Source organism: Streptomyces sp. NPDC002055, from assembly GCF_040296705.1.
In the GTDB taxonomy this organism is placed as follows: Bacteria; Actinomycetota; Actinomycetes; order Streptomycetales; family Streptomycetaceae; genus Streptomyces.
In genome coordinates, this window is the sequence record NZ_JBEOXS010000016.1 from 1 (window position 1) to 21678 (window position 21678).

The 21678-nt window shown below is 72.1% G+C and carries 14 protein-coding genes; 11 read left to right on the forward strand and 3 right to left on the reverse strand.

Features of this window, described 5'->3' with window-relative positions; translation table 11 throughout:
• Positions 1-146 precede the first annotated feature (146 nt).
• Together ABT112_RS12375 and ABT112_RS12380 are read left to right on the forward strand one after the other, a co-directional pair.
• Complete coding sequence (locus tag ABT112_RS12375; protein ID WP_351508677.1) at positions 147-665, forward strand: VOC family protein; 519 nt, start codon at positions 147-149, stop codon at positions 663-665.
• Positions 666-694: 29 nt separating this feature from the next.
• On the forward strand, positions 695-1507 hold the full coding sequence (locus tag ABT112_RS12380) for a MerR family transcriptional regulator (protein ID WP_351508483.1): 813 nt from the start codon (positions 695-697) through the stop codon (positions 1505-1507).
• 100 nt (positions 1508-1607) lie between these two features.
• On the opposite strand, the gene ABT112_RS12385 is transcribed toward ABT112_RS12380, so the two are convergent.
• A complete protein-coding gene (locus tag ABT112_RS12385) occupies positions 1608-2765 on the reverse strand; it encodes a glycoside hydrolase family 113 protein (RefSeq protein WP_351508485.1) in 1158 nt (385 codons plus the stop codon).
• 1245 nt (positions 2766-4010) lie between these two features.
• Between ABT112_RS12385 and ABT112_RS12390 the strand changes: the two genes are divergently transcribed.
• From ABT112_RS12390 to ABT112_RS12410, 5 genes are all read left to right on the forward strand, one after another.
• Entirely contained in the window at positions 4011-4220 is a 210-nt protein-coding gene (locus ABT112_RS12390) for a type A2 lantipeptide (protein ID WP_351508487.1), read from the forward strand.
• Between the two features lie 233 nt (positions 4221-4453).
• Entirely contained in the window at positions 4454-5260 is an 807-nt protein-coding gene (locus ABT112_RS12395) for an HlyD family efflux transporter periplasmic adaptor subunit (protein WP_351508489.1), read from the forward strand.
• Positions 5261-5310: 50 nt separating this feature from the next.
• Entirely contained in the window at positions 5311-7623 is a 2313-nt protein-coding gene (locus ABT112_RS12400; protein ID WP_502975323.1) for an NHLP family bacteriocin export ABC transporter peptidase/permease/ATPase subunit, read from the forward strand.
• A 280-nt stretch (positions 7624-7903) separates the two neighbouring features.
• Positions 7904-10765 carry an NHLP bacteriocin export ABC transporter permease/ATPase subunit gene (locus ABT112_RS12405; RefSeq protein ID WP_502975324.1) on the forward strand — a complete coding sequence of 954 codons (2862 nt, stop codon included), beginning with the start codon at positions 7904-7906 and terminating at the stop codon, positions 10763-10765.
• Positions 10766-10850: 85 nt separating this feature from the next.
• On the forward strand, positions 10851-11807 hold the full coding sequence (locus ABT112_RS12410) for an alpha/beta hydrolase (RefSeq protein ID WP_351508492.1): 957 nt from the start codon (positions 10851-10853) through the stop codon (positions 11805-11807).
• 671 nt (positions 11808-12478) lie between these two features.
• On the opposite strand, the gene ABT112_RS12415 is transcribed toward ABT112_RS12410, so the two are convergent.
• Complete coding sequence (locus ABT112_RS12415) at positions 12479-13579, reverse strand: hypothetical protein (RefSeq protein WP_351508494.1); 1101 nt, start codon at positions 13577-13579, stop codon at positions 12479-12481.
• A 292-nt stretch (positions 13580-13871) separates the two neighbouring features.
• Between ABT112_RS12415 and ABT112_RS12420 the strand changes: the two genes are divergently transcribed.
• From ABT112_RS12420 to ABT112_RS12430, 3 genes are all read left to right on the forward strand, one after another.
• Positions 13872-15755, forward strand: a complete 1884-nt coding sequence (locus ABT112_RS12420; protein ID WP_351508497.1) for a trypsin-like serine peptidase — start codon at positions 13872-13874, stop codon at positions 15753-15755.
• Between the two features lie 481 nt (positions 15756-16236).
• Positions 16237-16926, forward strand: a complete 690-nt coding sequence (locus tag ABT112_RS12425) for a class I SAM-dependent DNA methyltransferase (RefSeq protein WP_351508499.1) — start codon at positions 16237-16239, stop codon at positions 16924-16926.
• Between the two features lie 157 nt (positions 16927-17083).
• A complete protein-coding gene (locus ABT112_RS12430) occupies positions 17084-19069 on the forward strand; it encodes a SpoIIE family protein phosphatase (protein WP_351508501.1) in 1986 nt (661 codons plus the stop codon).
• Positions 19070-19215: 146 nt separating this feature from the next.
• Here ABT112_RS12430 and ABT112_RS12435 read toward each other — a convergent pair whose 3' ends face one another.
• On the reverse strand, positions 19216-19956 hold the full coding sequence (locus ABT112_RS12435) for an NUDIX hydrolase (protein ID WP_351508503.1): 741 nt from the start codon (positions 19954-19956) through the stop codon (positions 19216-19218).
• Positions 19957-20377: 421 nt separating this feature from the next.
• Here ABT112_RS12435 and ABT112_RS12440 point away from each other — a divergent pair, with 421 nt between their 5' ends.
• Positions 20378-21598: a helix-turn-helix domain-containing protein gene (locus tag ABT112_RS12440; protein WP_351508504.1), complete on the forward strand. Its 1221-nt coding sequence runs from the start codon at positions 20378-20380 to the stop codon at positions 21596-21598.
• The last annotated feature ends 80 nt before the right edge of the window (positions 21599-21678 follow it).

The following is a 21678-nucleotide window of genomic DNA, read 5'->3' on the forward strand; positions in this document are numbered from 1 at the left end:
GCTGCCCGCTGCCCGCTGCCCGCTGCCCGCTGCCCGCTGCCCGCTGCCCGCTGCCCGCTGCCCGCTGCCCGCTGCCCGCTGCCCGCTGCCCGCTGCCCGCTGAGATGACTTGACCCTCTCGTTACGTGAGGGTTCAGGCTTCAGGCATGAGCGATTACTACAACGCCTTCGAGATAAGCCCTGTCCCTGACCCCGCGGTGGACGCGGTTCCGCCGGAGCCGTTCCGGGGCATCTACGGGATGCCGATGTTCGTCACGATTCCGACACCGGACCTGGCCGCGTCGGTGGACTTCTGGGTCAACGGATTCGGGTTCATCGATCTGTTCAGCATCCCTGAACAGGTCACCCATCTGCGGCGGTGGGCCTTCCAGGACGCGCTTCTGGTGCCCGCGACCGGCAAGGTGACGTCGACGCCGGCGGCGAGCGTGAGCTTCTCGTGCGTACTCAGCGAGATCGACCGGATCGTCGAGGCATGCGAGGCGCTGCAGCCGGGTTGCACCGAAGGTCCGAGGCACACCCCCTGGAACACCGTTGACGTCGAGGTGGTCACACCGGAGAACGCGCGGGTGATCTTCACCGCCGCCAAGCCCTTCGATCCCGAGAGCCAGGAGGCCCGCAACCTGGCAGCGGTCGGCATCACTCCTCCGAAGTCCGACGATCGCTGATGGCGGAAGCTGATGGGAGACTGTGAGGCATGAGCCTGCCCGCGGACGCCGCCGAGACCTCCGGGATGACCGTCGGTCGGGCGGCGTCGCGGCTGGGCGTCACCGTGCGCACCCTGCACCACTGGGACGAGATCGGCCTGGCCTCCCCGTCACTGCGCACGCACGGCGGATACCGCCTCTACACCGCCACGGATATTGCGTGTCTCCAGCGTGTGGTGGTGTACCGCGAGCTCGGTCTCCCGCTCGACACCATTCGGGAACTGCTCCACGCCCAGGCGGTGGACCCGACCGTGGCGCTGCGTACGCAGCGCGACCAGGTCCAGGAGCGCATCGCACGCCTCAACGACCTGGTCGAGGGCCTGGACCGGATGATCCGGGCGCACGAGCAGGGCATCCTGCTGACAGTTGAACAACAGGCCGCCATTTTCGGCCCCGACTGGGAACCCGAAGGGGTCCTCCGCGCCCGGGAACGCTGGGGGGACACCCCGCAGTGGGCCGAGTACGCCGAGCGCGCCGCCACCCGGGGACCCGACGACTGGAAGGCCATCGCCCAGGCGAACGCGGCGCTCGAGAGCGACCTCGCCGTAGCGATGCGGGAGGGCATCGTCCCCGGCAGCGCCGAAGCCAACCGGCTCGCGGAACGCCACCGGGAGGCCTTCGACGCCTACTTCCACCTCACCCACGAGATGCAGGTCTGCCTCGGGCGCATGTACCGGGAGGACGCCGAGTTCACCGCCTACTACGACCGCGTGCACCCCGGACTCGCTGCTTGGCTCAGCCGCGTCATCGACGCCAACGCACAGGCCCACGGCATCGACCCGAGCACCGCTGCCTGGCGCTGAAGTTCGTACCGCCGCGCCACCCGTGCCCGGGTGAGAGGGCCGACGGTGGTGGTCTTCCTCGTCCCCCTCCGCATCGGCGCCGCGCGTCCGGTACAGCAGCTCACCGGAACCGTCGGGCCACCGCATGGAACGACTGCTTCGGCTCCCACTGTCCGGTCTCCGCGTAGCCGCGCCGTGTTCCGGTGGGGAAGGTCTTGACCAGAGCGAAGCTGGCGATGTCCAGGTCGTGGCGGCGCTGAGGTGAGTGGGGTGAGTCGGGGGCGATGAAGTTGTAGACGAAGGCGCCGTGCACCCGCTCCGCCGCGTAGAGGTCCAGCAGCGCGCCGATCTCGTCCGCCTGTTCCCGCTCGTCCCGCACGTAGCCGTCCTTCACCACCGGAGGCTGCCGCTCCCAGTCCACCACGGTGTAGCCCGCGCCACCCTGCTCCCTGGCTCCCGTGAAGGTGCAGCAGCCGAACTCGGTGATGACGACGGGCTTGCGGTGCCGGTGCAGGGCGCGCACCTGGTCGGTGTAGCCGGCCCTGTTGTCGGCGGTCCGGTAGAGATTGCGCCCCAGGATGTCGAAGCCGTGCCAGTCGACCTCTTCCCACTCCCCGGAGCTGTACGTGACGCGGCCCCGGAACAGCGTCCGTACGGTCCGCACGGCCCGGTCCAGGAAGACGTTCAGGCGCTTCTGGAATCCGGCCGACTCGGGGCGGTGCAGCGCCTGGGCGCGCTCGTTGTAGTCCTTGCCCGGTACCAGGCCGGACATGAAGATGGTCAGCTCCGTGCCGAGCGAGATGCCCACGTCCGGGTGGCGGGTGCGCAGCCGCTCGGCGGCGCGCGCCACCTTGCCGAGGAAGGCGAGGGTCTCCTCCGCGTCGCGGTCGAACTGCCGCGGCTCGAACCAGACGAACAGCCCGTGCCCGGCCGCGATCGAGGCGGCCTCCGTCAGCCGGTCGAGGTCGTGACCGAGCAGCAGGATCGCGTTGCAGTGCAGCTGCTCGCGGATGGCCGCGATCTCCCGGCGGACGTACTCGGTTCGCCAGACGTCGCGGTCCGTGTCGAAGTTGAGCCCCTTGTAGGCGAGTCCCTTGTGGCCGAGTCCCCCGTGGGTGAGCGAGGAGGCGGTCCGCAGCGACTCCGTCGTGCCGGAGGGTGCCGGACGGGCACGCGCGGGATCGGCGGCGCAGGCGGTGGCGCCGACGGTGGCCAGGGCCGCGGTGCCCGCGAGCAGGGTGCGGCGGGGGATCGGTGCCGAGGGCATGGAAGAGGTCATGGGGCAAGCCTGGGCGGGGCGCCCCCGCGGGCACATCGGCCGACGGGCTCGGCCCCGTCGACGGAAGTCGCTGCCCCGCACCACCTTCGGCGATCGGCGGGGGGCCGGGTGGCCGTGCGGTGGAGCTCCGTTCGGCACAGCGGTCCGCCGGTCCCGCGGCGGTCGCCGCCCGGATGGCGAGCGCCCGCCGATGATCCCTCCGCCTCGCCGACGATCCTGCCGCCCCGCCGACGATCCCGCGGCCCGCCCACGCTCCCGCGGCTCCCGCGGCCCGTCGCCGCTCCCGCGGCACCCCGGGCGGACAGGCACCCTGCACCGAGCGGGGCAGGGCCGGCGATCCGGTGACGGGAAATACACAACGGCAATGGTCAGCTGTTGTCCGGCTGTATGCCGGGATGTCCGATCGGGTCGAGCGAAAGCCATCCGTTTGATTTCCCTTTTGGGCGCCGGTGCGCCGGTGTGCCCCGTGTTGCCGATGACTCCGGCATGGGGTGATATTGAGTGAGCGAGGCGGATTGGAGTCGTCCTGGTTCACTCGGCGGCAACCCGTACCGGTTCGCATCGAGTTGGTGACCGATTCCGTCCCGTTTCCGGCCTGATTCCCTCCCCGGTGTGGAGTGGGATGGCGGTCGGGTTCTTCGCCTACGTGCGATTTCTCTGCTGTCCGGGCCTTTTCGGTGAACTGGTCCCCAGATCGCGGAAAACATGCTCCTATTGCTGCAGATGGTTAAGCGGCCGAGGCGTCGCCGGAAGTCTGGAATCGGCCCGATTCATACAGGAGTCGTGCGTGGTGGGCGCGTTGAACCAAGTGTGCCGTCACCTGCCGTTCACAAAACCGCGGTTGAGGAACCTGCACATCTCGTCCGCAGAAGGCGCACACGAATCCCATACGCCCTCATGGGGCTCCCGGTGCATCGCAGTTACGCGCTGGTATGTCCGGTGTCGCGCCCCGGAAAGGTGCCTCGCGGAGAGTTGAACGGTGAACCATGTGAAGGACTCGTCACCATCCGGTGGTCAAAGCTGCACGTCAGGGCGTTAAGGCCGTGCAACGTTCACCAAAACAAGCCTTGGTCGGCTGGCAGGTGCGCCGGTCGCCGTGATTTCATCTTGCGAGACGCGGAAGTTGAGTAAATGGTTCCCGGGTTTCGGGTATCAAAGACGACCGTTGAACCGTCCGGATCGATTGTCGCCGAACCGGTCGGATCTCTTTCAAACACCCCAAAGCAAACGAAGGGAACGCAGGTCATGCGTAACGACTTCACCCCCCAGGTCGAGACCCGCGAGATTGCCGACGCCGACCTGGACACCATCTCCGGTGGCGTGCTCGGCCCGGTCGTCGCCGACACCGTTGGCACCGTTGACTCCGTTCTGCCGACGGTCGCCGGTGTGACCGGTCTGGCCACCGAGGTCACCGGTGTCAACACCGCCCCGGTCACCGGTCTCGCCGGTCTCTGAGGCTGATCGCCACCAGGCTGCACAGCCGAGGGCGACTCCCGGCCCCGGGGGTCTCTTGAATCCCTGAGGCCGCCGTGAACCCCGGAACTTCTGTTCCGGGGTTCACGGATGTCTTCGGCCGCACCCGGTTTGTCATGGGCAGCAATCGAGGGCGGATCCGTCCGTCGGTTGCTGTGTTACGGTCATGCACCGTTGTGCCTGATCGAGACGAATGCAGTTGAAGGAATAGTCCCGTGCAGTTCCGGCAAAAGGCGCTTTCCAAGCTGCAATCGCCTGAAGAGCTTGATGTACCCGTGCGTTTCGCACGGCCCCAGGGACGGCTGGTGCTGGCCGTCACGGTCGTCGTCATGGCCGTCGCCGGCTTCTGGGCCGTGACCGGCACCGTGTCCTCCAAGCTGAGCGCGCCCGGCATCCTCACCCACGCGGAGGGCAGTTACGTCCTCCAGAGCCCGGTGACCGGGCAGGTCACCGCCGTCCTCGCCAAAGAGGGACAGACCCTGCGGGCCGGGGCCCCCGTGCTCGGCGTCCGCACCCAGCAGGGCACCCGGGCGGTCCGCGCCGTGGCCCCGGGGCGGGTGACCTCCCTGGTCTCCAAGATCGGCTCCGTGGTGACCACCGGAACCGACGTCGCGACCGTGGAGCGGGTCTCCGACGCCAAGGACCCCCTGGTCGCCATGTTGTACGTCCAGGGCAGCAACGCCTCCACGGTCCCGGTCGGAGCGAAGGTGGACCTCACCGTCCAGTCCGTTCCCACGCAGCGGTTCGGCGTGCTCCGCGGCCGGGTCCTCGCCGTCGGGCGGGTGCCGCAGACCCGGCGGCAGATCAGCGGCTTCCTCGGGGACAGTCAGCTCGGCGCGCAGTTCGCCGCCAAGGGCCACCCGGTGGCCGTCAAGGTCCGGCTCGAACGGTCCGCCGGCACCAAGTCCGGCTACGCCTGGTCGTCGAAACAGGGGCCGCCGTACCCGATCGAATCCACCACCATGGTCAGCGGAGCCGTACACCTCGCCGAGCAGCGCCCCGTCGATTGGCTGCTGCCGTGACCACGCCCCAGGACACCTCCCGCACCGCGCCCCAGGACACCTCCCGTACCGTGCCCCAGGACACCTCCGGCGCCACGCCCCGGAACGCTGCCGGCACCGCGCAGGACGCCCCGTCCGCCGCCCCGCAGCCCGACCGCGGCAGGCGCCGGCCCGGCCCGAGCGGTGGCCGCCGCCGCCCGAAGCGGCCCGCCCCCGTGCCCAAGGCCACCCGGCAGAAGACCGTCCGCAGCCCCACCGTGCTGCAGATGGAGGCCGTGGAGTGCGGCGCCGCGTCCCTGGCCATGGTGCTCGGCCACTTCGGCCGCCACGTCCCGCTGGAGGAACTGCGGATCGCCTGCGGCGTGTCCCGCGACGGCTCCCGGGCCAGCAACGTGCTCAAGGCGGCCCGCTCCTACGGCCTCCAGGCCAAGGGCATGCAGATGGAGCCCGCCGCGCTCGCCGAGGTGCGCGGGCCGGCCATCCTCTTCTGGGAGTTCAACCACTACGTCGTCTACGACGGCATGGGGCGGCGCCTCGGCCGCCGCGGCGTGCACATCAACGACCCCGGCAAGGGCCGCCGGTTCGTCCCCATGGAGGAGTTCGACTCCAGCTTCACCGGCGTCGTGCTCACCTTCGAGCCCGGCGACGGATTCCGCCGCGGTGGCCGCAAACCGGGCATCATGGGCGCCATGCCCGCCCGGCTGCGCGGCACCTCGGGCACCATGCTGGCCGCGGTGATCGCCAGCTTCCTGCTGGTCGTCGTCGGCGCTGCGGTGCCCGCGCTCAGCCGGACGTACATCGACCTGTTCCTCTTCGGCCACCAGACGTCGCTGCTCGGCGTGCTCTTCGCGTCGATGGGGGCGGCCGTGGTCCTCACCGCCGTCCTCACCGGGCTCCAACAGGCGAACCTGCTGCGCGGGCGCATCATCTCGTCCACGCTGAGCAGCGCCCGGTTCCTGCGCCACCTGCTGAGACTGCCGGTCACCTTCTTCTCCCAGCGCAACCCGGCCGACCTCGTCCAGCGCCTCCAGTCCAACGACACCGTCGCCGAGACCCTGGCGCGCGACCTCGCCGCCGCCGGGGTGGACGCCGTGGTCGTGGTCATGTACGCGTTCCTGCTCTGGGCCTACGACCCGCAGCTGACCGTCATCGGCATCCTGATCGCCCTGCTCAACGTGGTGGCGATGCGGGTGGTGATCCGCATCCGGGCCACCGGCACCCAGAAGCTGCGCGCGGACAGCGCCCGGCTCACCAACACCTCCTACAGCGGCCTCCAGCTCATCGAGACCATGAAGGCCACCGGCGGCGAGAACGGCTACTTCCGCCGCTGGGCCGGCCAGCACGCCACCACCCTGGACATCCAGCAGCGGCTCGGCGTCCCCAGCGCGGTGCTGGCCGTCGTCGCCCCGACCCTCGCCACGCTCAACAGCGCCATGATCCTGCTGATCGGCGGGCTGCGCGCGGTGGAGGGGCACATCTCCATCGGCCTGCTCGTCGCGTTCCAGGCGCTGGTGACCAGCTTCACCGCCCCCATCACCCGGCTGAACGGCGTGGCCGGCCGCATCCAGGACTTCGCCGCCGACGTCGCCCGCCTCAAGGACGTCGAGAACTTCCCGGTGGACTCGCTCTACACCCGGCGCGAGCCGGAGGCCAGCACCCGCCGGCTCAAGGGCCATGTGACGCTGGAGAACGTCACCTTCGGCTACAGCCCGCTGGACAAGCCGCTGCTCACCGACTTCTCGCTGTCGGTCGGCCCGGGACAGCAGGTCGCGCTCGTCGGCGGCTCCGGCAGCGGCAAGTCCACCGTCTCCCGGCTGATATCGGGCCTCTACAGCCCGTGGGAAGGGGCCATCCGCATCGACGGGCAGCGGCTGGAGGACCTCTCCCGCAGCGCGCTGTCCGCCTCGGTGTCCTTCGTCGACCAGGACGTGTTCCTCTTCGAGGGCACCGTCCGCGACAACGTGGCCCTGTGGGACCCGTCCATCCCGGACGAGGCCGTCACCGCCGCCCTCAAGGACGCGGCGCTGCACGAGGTGATCGCCCGGCGGCCCGGCGGTCTGCGGAGCCGGGTGGAACAGGACGGCCGGAACTTCTCCGGCGGCCAGCGGCAGCGCCTGGAGATCGCCCGGGCCCTGGTCCGGCGGCCCAGCATCCTCGTCCTCGACGAGGTCACCAGCGCCCTGGACGCCGAGACCGAACAGGTCATCATCGACAACCTGCGGCGGCGGGGCTGCGCCTGCGTCGTCATCGCCCACCGGCTGAGCACCGTGCGCGACAGCGACGAGATCGTCGTGCTGGACCGCGGCGTCATCGTCGAGCGCGGCCGGCACGAGGACCTCGTCCTCGCCGGGGGACCGTACGCCGAGCTGGTCAAGGAGCATTGACGTGTCATCCGTGCACCACCCCGCCGCCACCGGCACCGGCGAGCCCGGCAGCGGTACCGGCCCCGGCACCGGCGGGTCCGGCGACGTGGTGGTCGACGCCCTCGGAGGCCTGGGCACCGCGGTCGACTGCGCCGGTGTGCGCAGCCTGTCGCTGGAGGGGCCGCACGTGCTGTGGCTGGTGGCCGACGGCGCCCTGGACCTGTTCGCCGTCGACGCCGGCCAGCAAGGCCACTGGCACTTCCTCGGCCGGCTCGGCACCGGCACCCTGCTGCTCGGCCCGGTGGAAGGCCCCCGGCACACCCTCGTCGGCCGGCCGCTGCGCGGCTGCGTACTGCGCCGGATCCAGCTCCGCGAACTCTTCCCCACCGAGTACGCCCCGGAGTACGGCTACGGCACCGCGAACGGGTACGCGGCGCACGGCGGCTACGGGACCGAGGCCGGCTACGGGACGGAGTCCGGCTACGGAACCCACGGCGGCTACGGCACCCCGGACGGCTACGGACACTCCGACGGCCACGGCACGCACTACGGCTACGGCACCGCGTACGGACCGTCGGGCGGCACCGGCTACGGCGACCCCTATGCCCAGGCCCCCGCCACCGCCCTCTCCGCGCTGGACGACGCCTTCGCCCGCGGCGTGGGGCGCAGCCTGCGCGTGCTCCTGGAAGCACCCCTCGACGGGCAGCTCGCCCCCGGGGCCGGCGCGCCCGCACCCGACTCCGACGAGGCTCCGGCCGCGGCCGTGGAGACCGCGGCCGTGGAGACCGCGTACGGCTCGGCCGACGACGACATCCTGTGGATGCCCGTCGCGCCCGGCAGCGTGCAGTACGGCGCCGCCTACAGCACGGACGCCGCCGCCGACCTGCTCATCGACGGCGCCTTGTGGCAGCAGATGGTCAACCAGCTCTCCCGGCTGCTGTTCGCGCTGGACGGCTGGATCGAGCAGCTCGAACGCGCCCACGAGGACCGGACGGCCGCGGGCATCGAGGCCGGCGAGACCGTGCGCGCCCAGGCCGACCAGGCGCTGCTGGCCTCCATGAACCGGTCGCGGCGGAACCGGTCGGGCCCGGCCGCCGGAACCGACGACGCCACCCTGGAGGTCTGCCGCAAGGTGGCGGCCGCGGCCGGCATCACCGTCAGCGAACCCACCGGCGGCGGCTCCCTGAACGACCGGCTCAACCCGGTGGAACGCATCGCCCTCAGCTCGCGCTTCCGCACCCGCGTCATCAAGCTCGACGGACGCTGGTGGCGGGAGAACATCGGCCCCCTGGTCGGCCACCGCGCCGACACCGGCGAGCCGGTCGCGCTGCTCTGGCGCCGCGGCCGGTACGAGGCCGTGGAGGCCACCAGCGGCGAGCGGACGCGCCTGGGCAAGGCGGAGGCCGCCGGATTCGAGCCCCGCGCCGTGATGTTCTACCGGCCGCTGCCCGAACAGGGGATGCCCGCCTGGCGGCTGCTGCTGTTCAGCCTCCGCGGCACCCGGCTCGACCTGCGCAACCTCGTGCTGGGCGGCCTCGTCGCGGTCGGCCTCGGCGCGCTGGTCCCCATCGCCACCGGCACCGTGCTCGGCACCTATGTGCCGAACGCCGAGAACAGCCTCATCGTGCAGACCTCCCTGGCGCTGGTGGCCACCTCCCTGGTCTCCGCCGCCTTCATGCTGCTGCAGAACACCTCCATCCTGCGCATGGAGGGGCGCGTCGAAGCCACCCTGCAACCCGCCATCTGGGACCGGCTGCTGCGCCTGCCGACGCGGTTCTTCGCCGAGCGGTCCACCGGGGAGCTGGCCAGCGCGGCCATGGGGATCAGCACCATCCGGCGGGTGCTCTCCGGGATCAGCTCGATCGCCGTGCAGGCCGGGACGGTCGGCGCGGTCAACCTCGTCCTGCTGCTCTGCTACAGCGTCCCGCTGGCGCTGACCGCGATCGGCATGCTGATCGTGATCGCCTCGGTGTTCCTCGCCATGGGGCTGTGGCAACTGCGCTGGCAGCGGCGGCTGATCGAGCTCAACAACAAGCTCAACAACCAGGCGTTCCAGACGCTGCGCGGACTGCCCAAACTGCGGGTCGCCGCGGCCGAGAGCTTCGCCTACGCGGCCTGGGCCCGCGAGTTCGCCCGCAGCCGGGAACTCCAGCAGCGGGTCGGCCGGATCAAGAACCTCATCACCGTCGTCAACGCCGTCTACCTGCCGCTCTGCACCCTCATCATGTTCGTGCTGCTCGCCGGCCCGGCCCGGGGATCGCTGTCGACCAGCGGCTTCCTCACCTTCAACACCGCGGTGACGATGCTGCTGACCTCCGTCAACCAGCTCACCGGCGCCCTGCTCTCGGCCGCCGCCGTGCTGCCGATGTTCGAGCAGATCAAGCCGGTGCTGGACGAGGTCCCCGAGGTCCGCGGCGGCAGCACCCAGCCCGGCGAGCTGACCGGCGGCATCGAGGCCCGCGGCCTGTCCTTCCGGTACAGCGACGACGGCCCGCTGGTCCTCGACGACGTGTCCTTCCGGGTGCGGCCCGGCGAGTTCGTGGCGATCGTCGGCGCCAGCGGCTGCGGCAAGTCGACCCTGCTGCGGCTGCTCATCGGCTTCGACCGGCCCACCGCGGGCGACGTCCTCTACGACGGGCAGGACCTCTCGGCGCTGGACCAGTCGGCGGTGCGACGGCAGTGCGGCGTCGTGCTGCAGAACTCCCAGCCGTTCACCGGCTCCATCCTGGACTGCATCTGCGGCGCCGAGATGTTCTCGCTGGAAGAGGCCTGGGACGCCGCGGAGATGGCCGGCCTGGCCGAGGACATCAAGGCGATGCCGATGGGCATGCACACCGTCCTCTCGGACGGGGGCGGCACCGTCTCCGGCGGCCAGCGGCAGCGGCTGATGATCGCCCAGGCGCTGATCCGCCGCCCGCGTATCCTGTTCTTCGACGAAGCGACCAGCGCGCTGGACAACGAGACCCAGCGCGTGGTGAGCGAGAGCACCCGCAAACTGCGCTCCACCCGGGTCGTCATCGCCCACCGGCTGTCCACGGTCATGGACGCCGACCGGGTGATCGTCATGTCGGACGGCCGGGTCGTGCAGGAGGGGGCGCCCGCGGACCTGCTCGCCGATACGGGCGGCATGTTCCGCGAGCTCGTCCGCCGCCAGATCCAGTGACCCGCTCGTCCGCCGCCCGACGACGCACGCCGTCGGCCGCCGGAACCGGCGGACCACGGCCGGACAGGAGCAGGAGCGCCGCGCTGTGACACCGGACGCCGGAACGCCTCGTGGGGAGGCCAGGACCCCAGCCAGGACCCCGGACCAGGACGTCCGCCAGGGCGCCGCCGAGGCGCAACGTGTCCCCGGAGCCCCCGACTTCGGGGTGCGCCGCACGCTCGCCCGTACCGCAGGGGGCAAGGCGGTCGACGTCTACCGTCCCGGCCCCGGAGCGCCGGACCGCGGCCCCACCGCACTGCTCTGGCACGGCATCGCACCGGACGAGCGCGACATCCTCGGGCCGCTGGCCGCCACCGTGGCCCGGGCGGGGCTGCGGGTGTGCGTCCCCGACTGGGGTTCCGACGCCCCCGACGGCGGGCGCTCCCAGCTGCTGGACTCCCTGGCCTTCGCCCGGGACTTCGCCGCCGGCCACGGCGGTGACACCGAACGGTTCGTGCTCGCGGGCTGGTCGGCGGGCGCCCCGGCCGCCATGGGCGTCGTCCTGCGCCCCGGAACGGCCGACGGCCCGCGCCTCGCGGGCGTCGTCGGCATCGGCTCCCGCTACGACCGTCCGGCCCGCACCACCGGCACCGTTCCGCTGGAGGACATCGCCGCCATGGAGACCTCGCCCGTGCCGGTGTCGCCGATGCAGGCCTCGCCCGTGCCGGTGTCGTCCGTGCCGGAGTCGCCCGTCGCGGTGTCGCCCGTGCCGGTGTGGCTCGTGCACGGCACCCACGACACGGTCATGGGGAGCGAGCACACGGACGCCTTCGCCGCGGCCCTGGAGGCGCGCGGTTGGCCCGTCCACCGGGAGGATACGGCCACCGACCACGCGGGCGTCATCATGACCGAGCACGACCCGGCGCGGGACCGCTGCGTCCCCGCACGGGCCGGGCATGCGATCCGGGGCGGTCTGCTCACCGCGTCGGTGCTCCTGCGGGCGGCCGGGCTGCTGGGGCAGCGGGAGGCGCAGGCCTTCGGGCCGGGGCCCGGCGCGGTCTGACGCTCCGCGGCTGCTCATGGGCGGACCGGGAACGGCGGGTCAACGGGCACGTTCACGACGGGCATGTTTGCGACGGGCACGGCCAGGGCGGACATGGTTCAGGACGTGCATGGTCAGGGCGCGCACGGTTCAGTGCGGGCATGGCTCAAGACGGGCACGGCTCAGCATGAGCGCGGCTCCGGGGACGGGCGCGGCTCAGGAACGGCGTCCGGTACGTCGCACCGGCGGCAGCGCACGGCGGGTCGGCCGGGGCGGACGGGCAGGGCGTCGCGCAGGCCGCGGGGGTCGTGGCTGTGGCGGTGGCGGTTGCGGGGCCCGCTGGGCCGCCCGGCGCGGCCGTCGAGGCGGCTGCTCCGCGGAGTCATCGGTGAGCCGGGAGGCCACGACGGAGTCGATCCGCAGGTCGCGATAGTCCACCGCGGTCCCGACACGGTCCGGCAGCCGGGAGCGCACGCTCCGCGAGACCGACTCCCGGCCCGGGCTGCCGTGGAAGCGCACCTCGACATCCGGCACCGCGCCGAACCGCAGCCGACGCGCCCGGACCGCGGCGAGCAGCGCGACATCCCAGGTGTCCGGGCCCGAACCGGCTGTGCGGGCAGGGCCGTTCACGGTTCCCGCTCCCGTTCCTGCTCCCGTTCCCGTTCCTGGGGCGGTACCTGCACCTGCACGTGCTACTCCTGCTCCTCGTCGCGCTCCCGCGTGCGGCTCGTGCGGCTCGTGCGGCGCTCGGCCTTGCCGCGGGTCGTCCGGGTGGTGCGCCGGCCGGAGTCGTCCGGTTCCGCCGCCGTCGACGGGGCCCGCCGGCTCTTCTTGCGCTCGGAACGGGCGGCTTCGCCGGCCTTCTTCGTGCCCGCGGTCCCGGTCTTCTTCTTCGCTGTTGCCTTCCGGGCGCCGGTCTCGCTCTTGCCTCCGGCCGGCTTCTTGCCTGCGGCGGTCTTCTTGGCGCCGGCCGTCTTCTTCGTGCCGGCCTTCTTCCTGGTCTCGGTGGCCTTCTTGCTGTCGGCCGCCTTCTTGGTGCGGGTGGCATTCGCCGTCCGGCTCGCCGCCCCGGTGGCCCGGTCACCTGCCTTTTCCACCGTCCGGCCCGCCGCTCCGCCCGCGCCGCGTCCGACCGCTTCGGCTGTCTCCCCGGCGCCCCGTCCCACGTCCTCGACGGCCTCGCCCGCTCCGCGTCCCACGCCCTCGACCGCCTCGCCCGTTCCCCGCCCGATGCCCTCGACGGCTTCCCCGGCGCCCCGCCCGACACCTTCGACGGCCTCGCCCGCGCCCTTCCCCACGTCCTCGACCGCTTCGCCCGCGCCCCGACCGACGTCCTCGACCGCTTCGCCCGCGCCCCGGCCGACGTCCTCGACGGCTTCCCCCGCGCCGCGGCCGAGTTCGCCCACGGCTCTGCTCGTGCCCGCGCCGACCTCCTGGACGGCGGAGCCCACCCCACGCGTGATCTGCTCCAGGATCTCCGGGTGCTGATCGATCGTCTGCAGCACCCGGTCGATGATCCCCGCGACATGGCCGAGCCGGACCTTCAGCAGCGCCTGCGCCTCCACGCCCTTGATACCGAGGTGAACGCGGCCGAGCGCGACATCCGCGCCGACATGGAGCTTCAGCAGATCGAGGACTTCGGCCTGGAGCGAGACCCGGGCGGTGAGGTTCTCCACCTCCAGCTCGATCTCGTCGACCTTGAGCACCGGGACGTCGAGCAGCACGTCCGGCTCCTCCTCGGTCTCCGGGAAGTCCTCGTAGCCCTCGTCCGGGGCCTCGGCGTCCTCGGCCATCGTGCCGTCCTCCGGCGTTGTGGCCCGCTCGTGACGCCCGCTTCCGGGCGCCGGCTCCGCGGGCCCGGCTCCCCCTCTTGCCAGGGTAAAGGCGACAAAACACCCGGCAAGGCGGGCGAACACACGGTGACAGGATGGGCGCATACCGACAGAAAGGGCCGGTCGGGTAGGGGTGGCGGCGGTCCATCACCTATTCGGCCGCTTGTCCGGTTGTGCCGTACGATCATGGCTCGCTTCGACGAGGGCACGTCACCACCTGACGTGGCTCTCCTCCGTAGGGGGAAACAACACCATGCATGTGCGCAGAACGCTCGGCGCTCTTGCGGGGGGTGCCGCGCTGGCCCTGCTGCCGCTGACCCCGGCAGAGGCCGAACCGGCCGAACCGCCCGTTCCCGTACCGGCCCCGGCCCCGGCCCCGCCCGTTCCCGTACCGGCCCCCGCCGGTGCCGGTGCCCGCGTCTCGGCGCACCCCGACGCCCGCCACTCGGCGGACCCCGACGCTCTCGCCTCGGCGCGCGCCGATGCCTACTGGACGGCGGCCCGCCTGCGCGCCGCCCGGCCCGTGGCGGAGGACCGGCAGCTCAACGGGACGGCGTCCGCGCGGACTCCGAAGGCCGGCGGGCAGCGTGCCGCCCGGTCGCCGGGCAAGCCCTTCGAGGGGCTGCCGATGGCCGGCACCTTCTTCTGGCAGGACGGCACGGACACCGGGCGCTTCTGTAGCGGCAGCGTCGTGACCAGCCCGGGCAAGAACCTGGTCATGAGCGCCGGTCACTGCTTCGACGGCAAGGAGGCACGGAAGAACCTGACGTTCGTGCCCCAGTACAACAACGGGGCGAAGCCGCACGGTGCCTTCGCGGTCGAGCCCGGGCGGGTCTACGTCGACAAGCGGTACCTGTCGAAGGGGCCGGACAAGGCGGCCGACCTGGACTTCGCCTTCCTCCGGCTGGAGCCCCGGGCCGGGAAGAACGTGCAGGACGTCGTCGGCAGCGTCGACCTGATGACCGACCCGGGCTACGCCCACGACGCGGTCCGGCTGATCGGCTACCCCGCCAACCGCACCGGACCGCTGGACTGCTGGGACCGGACGACGCGGTACGACAGCACCGACCCCGGCATCCCCGGCAGCTTCCTCCGGATCGAGTGCGACGGGTACAGCGGCGGCACGTCGGGCGGCCCGTTCCTGGTCCGGAAGGGCGAGGGCTGGGGCCTCATCGGTGTCATCGGCGGCTGGAAGACCGGGGGCGACAAGGCGGACGTCTCCTACGGCTCCTACCTGGACGCGGACGCCAGGGCGCTCTACGAGGCCGCGGTGGCGGGCAAGCCGCCGGCCGGGCGCGGAGTGCTGGGGACGGCCGGGACCTGGAAGCACGCCGACGTGCTGGCCGGCGGGCACTTCGCCGGCGGCAATCCGGGCGGCGAGGACTACTCCGACCTCCTGGTGCGGTGGTCCGACGGCGAACTGAGCATCTACCGCGGATCGGGCGACGGCGCAGGCACCTTCGACAAGGAGATCCGGGTCCTCGGCCCCAACGGCACCTGGAAGAACGCGGTTTCCGTGACGGCGGGCGACTTCACCGGGACCGGCCGGGACGACGACCTGCTGGTCCGCTGGGTCGACGGTGAGGTGACGCTGTACCCGGACGTGGACGAGAAGGGCCTCCACGGGGAGGTCCAGCTGCAGAAGCCGGGCGCCCGCTGGAAGCGCGCCGCCTCCGTCACCGCCGGGCGCTACACCACGACCGACGACCGGGCGAACGACCTGCTCGTCCGCTGGTCCGACGGCACCGTCACGCTCTTCACCGACGTCGACCGCCAGGGGTTCCACGACGAGAAGAAGCTCTCACCGCCCAGCGGCACCTGGAAGAACGCCGCGACGCTCACCTCCGGGGACTTCACCGGCACCGCACAGCACGACCTGATGGTGCGCTGGTCCGACGGGGAGCTGACCCTCTACCCGGACCTCGACCAGGACGGCTTCCACGGGGAGAAGCATCTCAGGGCCCCCGGCGAACCGTGGAAGCAGGCCACCGTGCTCGCCGCCGGTGACTACACCGGCAACCACCGTCCGGACGACATCCTCGTCCGCTGGTCCGACGGCGCCCTCACGCTCCACCCGGACGCGGGGGAGACCGGCGGCAGCCGGGACGTCGTCCTGGTGCCCCACCCGGCGGCCTGATCCGTCGGACCGGTCGAACGGCCGGCCCCTGAGCGACGGAGGAGCGCGCTCCGGGGCCGGCTCATCCGTTCCCTCCGTCCCCTCCGTCCCCTCCGTTGTCCGACGGCCTGCCGTGGGTGTCGCGGGGGCTGCGTGGGCCGTGGGTGTCGCGGGGGCCTTGCCCGCCGCCGCGCGGCCGCGGGCTGCCCAGCGTCCCGGGCCGTCGCGGCCCCGGCGTCGCGGCCCCGGCGTCCCGGCCCCTGTCGCGGACCTATGGCGTGCCGCGCCCGGCCTGCCGAAGGCGCCGTCCGCCGTCCGGCCGACGCCGGTGACCCAGCGCGAGCGCGCACCCCGGACGGTCATCGTGGCCCGTCGGGGCCTTGCCGCGCGTCGTCGGGACCTTGTCGTGCCTCGTCGGGAAGGCGGCCCGGACGCCACGGACCGCCCGGTATGAGGTGCATCATGGGAGTAATGCGCCAGCCAGTCCGGGAGGGACGCATTCGTGATCGACGGGATCGACGAGTTCGACGAGACGGACAGCGGTGGCCTGCGGCTCGACCGGGCCGGACAGGCCGAGGCCTTCGACGCCATCGGCGACCGGTACGACGAGGCCTTTCCGCACAAGGACGGACAGGTCGCCGCCGCCGAGTGGCTGATCCGGTCCCTGCCCGCCGGGGCCCGGGTGCTGGATCTCGGCTGCGGCACCGGGCTGCCGACGGCCCGGCAGCTGACGGACGCCGGGTTCGACGTCGTCGGGATCGACCTCGCCGGCGGGATGCTCGGGCTCGCCCGGCAGCACGTGCCCGCCGCCGCCTTCCACCAGCTCGACATCGCCGATCTGTGCCCCGGCGGCCCGCGGGACCTGGGCCGGTTCGATGCCGTCGCGGCGTTCTTCTCCCTCCTGATGCTGCCCCGGGCCGAGATTCCCGTGGCCCTGGAGACCGTCCACCATCTGCTGGTCCCGGACGGACTGTTCGTCCTCTCGATGGTGGAGGCCGATGTGGACAACTTCTCGATCCCGTTCCTCGGGCACGTCATCCGCGTGTCCGGCTATCTCCGGGACGACCTGCGCACGGTCGTCGAGGGGGCGGCATTCGAGATCGTCGACGAAACCTCCTACACCTATGCCCCTGCCATCTCGGACGTGCCGCCCGAGGAACAGATCTTCCTCACCTGCAAGCGGCTCGGCTGAGAGAGCCTCCGACCCGCAGCGGCCCACGGCCGCCACCGGACGGAACGACACCGAACAACGCGACGGACAGCGGAACAGCGCGATGACACGGAATGCCGAACGACTCCCGACAACGGACAGCCAGTAACGGACAGCCAGTAGCGGAACGACGCGAGTGATGGAGCCCCCGACCCCCCACGAAGCACCCGACGGACCGGGCCCCGGAGCCGGCGCCCCGGGGCGGGGGAGCGGTACGGCAGCGCCCCCGGGCACCGCCGAACAGCCGTCCCCGTCCCGACCGCAGCCCTGGTCGCAGCCCCCGCCGCTCGCGCCGGACGGCCGTGCGGACAGCGAGCAGCCCGGCCGGGGGCGACGGGCCGCCGTGGTCCCGGGCGACGAGGCCCTGCCCCCGGCCCCGGCCACCGGGGCTCCCGTGGCCGCTCATCTGCCGGACCCGTCGGAGCCCGCCGCCGCACAGCAGACCGACCGCCTCCGCTACCTGCAGACCGCGACCCGGCAGATCGCCCGCGGCCTCGACCTGGGCGAGACGCTGTGCGAGCTGTGCCGGGCCGCGATCCCCGTCTTCGCCGACGCGATCCTCGTCCACCTCCGCGAGCCGCTGCCCGTCGGCGACGCCCCCGCCGGGACGCCCCTCGCGCTGCGGCTGTACTGCATCGCCGAAGGGCCGGAGGAGCCGGTCACCGACGTCCGTCCGGGCACCTCCGGATTCTCCGGCCTCACCGTCACCGACCCGCTCGCCGGGACGCTGCTGGACGGCCAGGCGGTGTTCGGCGACGACCCTGAGCTCCGGTCCACCGCCGCCGACCTGCTGGAACCGGTGACGAGCGGGCCGGAGACACCGCTGGACCGGCGGCTGATCGTCGCCCCGCTGCTCGGCCCCCGCCACCTCATGGGCACCGTCGTCCTGCTCCGCGTCCCCGACCGGGCGGCCTTCACCGAGGACGATCTGCTCGTCGCCTCCCAGCTCGCCGCCCACTCCGCGTTCGGGGTCGACAAGGCGGTGGTCTACGGGCGCGAGGCCTCCGTCGCGGACGCGCTCCAGCTCACCATGCTGCCCTCGTCCCTCCCCAGCACCACCGGCGTCCGGCTGGCCAGCCGGTACCTGCCCGCCGCGGAGACCGCGCAGGTCGGCGGCGACTGGTACGACGCGATCCCGCTGCCCGGCAACCGGGTCGCCCTCGTCGTCGGGGACGTCATGGGCCACTCCATGACCTCCGCCGCGATCATGGGCCAGCTGCGCACCACCGTGCAGACCCTCGCCGGGCTCGACCTGCCGCCGGACGAGGTCCTGCACCACCTCGACGAGCAGGCGCAGCGGCTCGGCACCGAGCACATGGCGACCTGTCTCTACGCGATCTACGACCCCATCTCGCACCGGCTGCTCGTGGCCGACGCCGGCCATCCGCCGCCGGTGCTGCTGCACCCGGACGGCACCGGCGAGGTGCTCCAGGTGCCGCCGGGCGCGCCGATCGGCGTCGGCGGTGTGCCCTTCGAGTCGGTGGAGATGCCCGCCCCCACCGGCGCGACCCTGGTGCTCTACACCGACGGCCTCGTCGAGTCCCGGGAACGGGACGTGTCGACCGGGGTGGAACTGCTGCGCGCCCGGCTGCACGCCGCCGCCCAGGCCGTCCCGGCGCCCCCGCTGGAATCGCTCTGCGATGAGGTCCTGGACATCCTGGGCCCCGGGTCGCGCGACGACGACGTGGCCCTGCTCGCCGCCCGGTTCGACGGCTTCCCGCCGCTCAACGTCGCGTACTGGTTCCTCGGACCGCACGCGCGGACCCCCGGCCGCGCACGGGAGCTCACCCGCCGGGCGCTGGAGCGCTGGGGCCTGGAATCCATGCTGGACGCCACCGAGCTGATGGTCAGCGAAGTGGTGACGAACGCCGTGCGGTACGCCTCCCGGCCGATCGCCCTGCGCCTGCTCCGCACCGATGTGCTCCGCTGCGAAGTGGGCGACGACTCCCCACAGGTCCCCCGGATGCGGCGGGCCCTGGCGGGGGACGAGGGCGGACGCGGCCTGTTCCTCGTCGACCAACTGGCCCGCCGCTGGGGAGCGACCCGGCTCAGCACCGGCAAGGTGGTCTGGTTCGAACAGCCCATCCCCGAGGAACAGAGCAGGGGCGGCCCGGAGGCGGCGTGACGGCTCGGGGCGAGCTTCCTTGAGCGGGGGCTCCTGTGCCGCCGGGCCGGTTGGGGGTCCAGCCAAGGTGAGCCCCGGAGCCATCACGAGATGATCTTGAAGGGTGACCCCTGCCTCTCCCCTGCCGGTGTTGCCCGCGTCTGATCTCAGCGGTGCCCAAAAAAGCGGCGGACGATCGGCTCCAGGTAGTCCGCGTGCGGACCGGACAGAGCGGCCAGTTCATCCGGTGAGCGCACCAGGGCGATGCCGTCGAGTTCAGGTTCGCGGCCCTGGGCTTGCTCGGCTGCCGCGGCAGCGGTGAAGTCCGCGCGCAGCGTTGCATCGGGGAGGGCCGGGGCGAGGTAGGTCAGGCCGACGCTGCCGTTCTCGCCGCGGGTGACGACCCACAGCCTCAGGTCCCCGGGGGTTGCGCCGCTCCCCAACTCCTCGACGAGTTCCCGTGCGGCCTGGCCGGCCAGTGCCGACTCGTCCAGCGCCGCCCCACTTTGGGGAGGCTCCACTGACCCCCCTGGCAGCTGCCAGCGGCCCGGGGCGGCCGTAGAGGGCGACATCCTCGCCACCAGCACACGGCCGTCGTCGGTCGGCTGGACGACGTTCACGAACAACGAGGGCAGCGCGGTGGCACCGGGCACGCGACGCAAGGCATAGTGCCGATAAGTCACACGCACCCAGGACAGACGCAGGGCGCGCGGGCCCGTCCACTCCAGTCCCCCACATGCCACCACGGGCCCGTCGAAGAGGGTGGGGTTGGCCCGGACCGCCATGTCCCACACTCGGTCCCGGGCCTCGGCGTCCCGGGGCGGTAGCGGTGGCTCCGCGGCTTCGGCCAACAGGAGCCGTTCCACCTCGAAGAGGTCAAGGCCCACTGGGGGTAGCGTCTCGGTCACCGGCTCATCGTAGAACCCACCTCGGCTCGCGTCCCTTGTTGTCCTGCGCGACTGGCCGGCCACTTGGGAGAACGCGGGCCATCCCGCACCCAGGCAGTCCGACTGTCGACACCACGAACTCCTCGTTCCAGGAAGCCGAAACCGAGGCTCTCACCAGTTCAAGATCATCGCGTGGCGGCTTTTGGGTTCACCGTGGCTGGACCCTGGTTGCGCAATGACGGCTCCGGGCTGGGATGCGACATCCCAGTCCTCCCGCCCGGCACCACGACGTCGTGCGATGGGCCATCTGACGGATCGCCACTGCGCCGTTGCGAGATGCCTTTCGGGGGCCGCTGTTGGGCCCGAAGCCTTCCCGGCCTGATCGCGCAGATGCGTCCCGAGGCCACCGCGGGACCCTATAGGCCCGTCCTATATTTCGAGGATGGAGCCGGAGCCGAACCTGTGGGCACACCCTGAACTGCGGGCCGCCGTGGCGCTGGAGGACTGGCCGGCGCTGTTGAAGACGTGGCGAAGGCTGACGCGCAGCAGCCAGAGCAAGCTCGGCGCACTCGTGGGTCTGGCGCAGCCGGACATCTCCGCGATCGAGAACCGGCGGCGTGAGGTGACGTCCGTCGAGGTACGGCAGCGGATCATTGACGGCCTTGGCGTGCCTCGTGAACTGCTGGGTGTCCGGCACGAGGAACTGCCCCTTCCCTCGCTCGTGCTGCCCGGCATGGTGTCGGAGGCGGACGCGGAGAGGCTGACCGCCGTCAGGAAGGGCGGCCTGCGCTTGGATACCCGCGCGTTGGACGCGCTGGACGCCTTACTGGCCGCGCATCGGCGGGCGGAGGACACCGTGGGCTCACGCACCATCGCTCCGCTCGTGATCGCTCAGTTCGAGGAGGTGGCCGCCCTCCACGACCAGGCCCGCGGGGCGTTGGCGGACCGTGTGGTCAAGCTGCTGGCCGAGTACGCACAGTTCCTCGCGTGGATGGCGCAGGACCAGGACAACGCCCCCGTGGCGCTCGGATGGTTCGACCGGTCCTACGACTGGGCACTGGAAGCCGGGTATGGCGACATGGCGGCCACCACCATGAGCATGAAGGCGCACCTGTCGTGGTCTCAGGGCAAGGGGCGGCGATGTGTCCGGCTGGGTGAGGCCGCGGCATCAACGGCGGGAGCGAGCGAGGCAACGAGAGCCATGGCGGTCCAGATGGCGGGGCGCGGGCACGCTCTCGAAGGGAACGCCGATGACGCGTACCGCAGGCTGGACGAGGCGCAGCAGATCATCGCAGCCGCCTCGGACGCTCCGCCCTGGCTGTATTTCTACGGTGAGTCGTGGTTCGCCGCGCAGCGCGGTATGGCCGATCTGCACCTCAAGGAATGGTCGAGCGCGGCCGAGCACCTGGTGACCGGACTGGCCGGCTTCGCTCCGTCCTTCCGCAGGGACCGGGCCTGGTACGGGGCTTGCCTGGCCCACGCGTACGCAGGAGCCGGGGAAGCGGAGGTCGCTCTGGCGACCTCTCTGAGCGTGCTCACCGACGCCTCCGAGATCGGCCGCCCTCACGCCTGGGAAGAGCTGCACAGAGTGGCGGGGATGCTGATCCGCCGCAGGGTCCCCGAGGGGCGTGCGCTGTTCGATGCCCTGGCAGCGCTGGACTGATCCTGGAGGCCACCGCCGGGCCCGCCCGGGCACACCTGATCCCATGGCCCGGCCCCGGCCCCGGGCCCGGCAGCCCCACC

Bases quoted from the DNA above. Each gene is read 5' to 3' on its own strand.
- ABT112_RS12415 (WP_351508494.1), bottom strand. From the start codon at position 13,579: ATGGCCGAGGACGCCGAGGCCCCGGACGAGGGCTACGAGGACTTCCCG.
- ABT112_RS12380 (WP_351508483.1), top strand. From the start codon at position 695: ATGAGCCTGCCCGCGGACGCCGCCGAGACCTCCGGGATGACCGTCGGT.
- ABT112_RS12440 (WP_351508504.1), top strand. From the start codon at position 20,378: ATGGAGCCGGAGCCGAACCTGTGGGCACACCCTGAACTGCGGGCCGCC.
- ABT112_RS12375 (WP_351508677.1), top strand. From the start codon at position 147: ATGAGCGATTACTACAACGCCTTCGAGATAAGCCCTGTCCCTGACCCC.
- ABT112_RS12420 (WP_351508497.1), top strand. From the start codon at position 13,872: ATGCATGTGCGCAGAACGCTCGGCGCTCTTGCGGGGGGTGCCGCGCTG.
- ABT112_RS12430 (WP_351508501.1), top strand. From the start codon at position 17,084: ATGGAGCCCCCGACCCCCCACGAAGCACCCGACGGACCGGGCCCCGGA.
- ABT112_RS12390 (WP_351508487.1), top strand. From the start codon at position 4,011: ATGCGTAACGACTTCACCCCCCAGGTCGAGACCCGCGAGATTGCCGAC.
- ABT112_RS12385 (WP_351508485.1), bottom strand. From the start codon at position 2,765: ATGACCTCTTCCATGCCCTCGGCACCGATCCCCCGCCGCACCCTGCTC.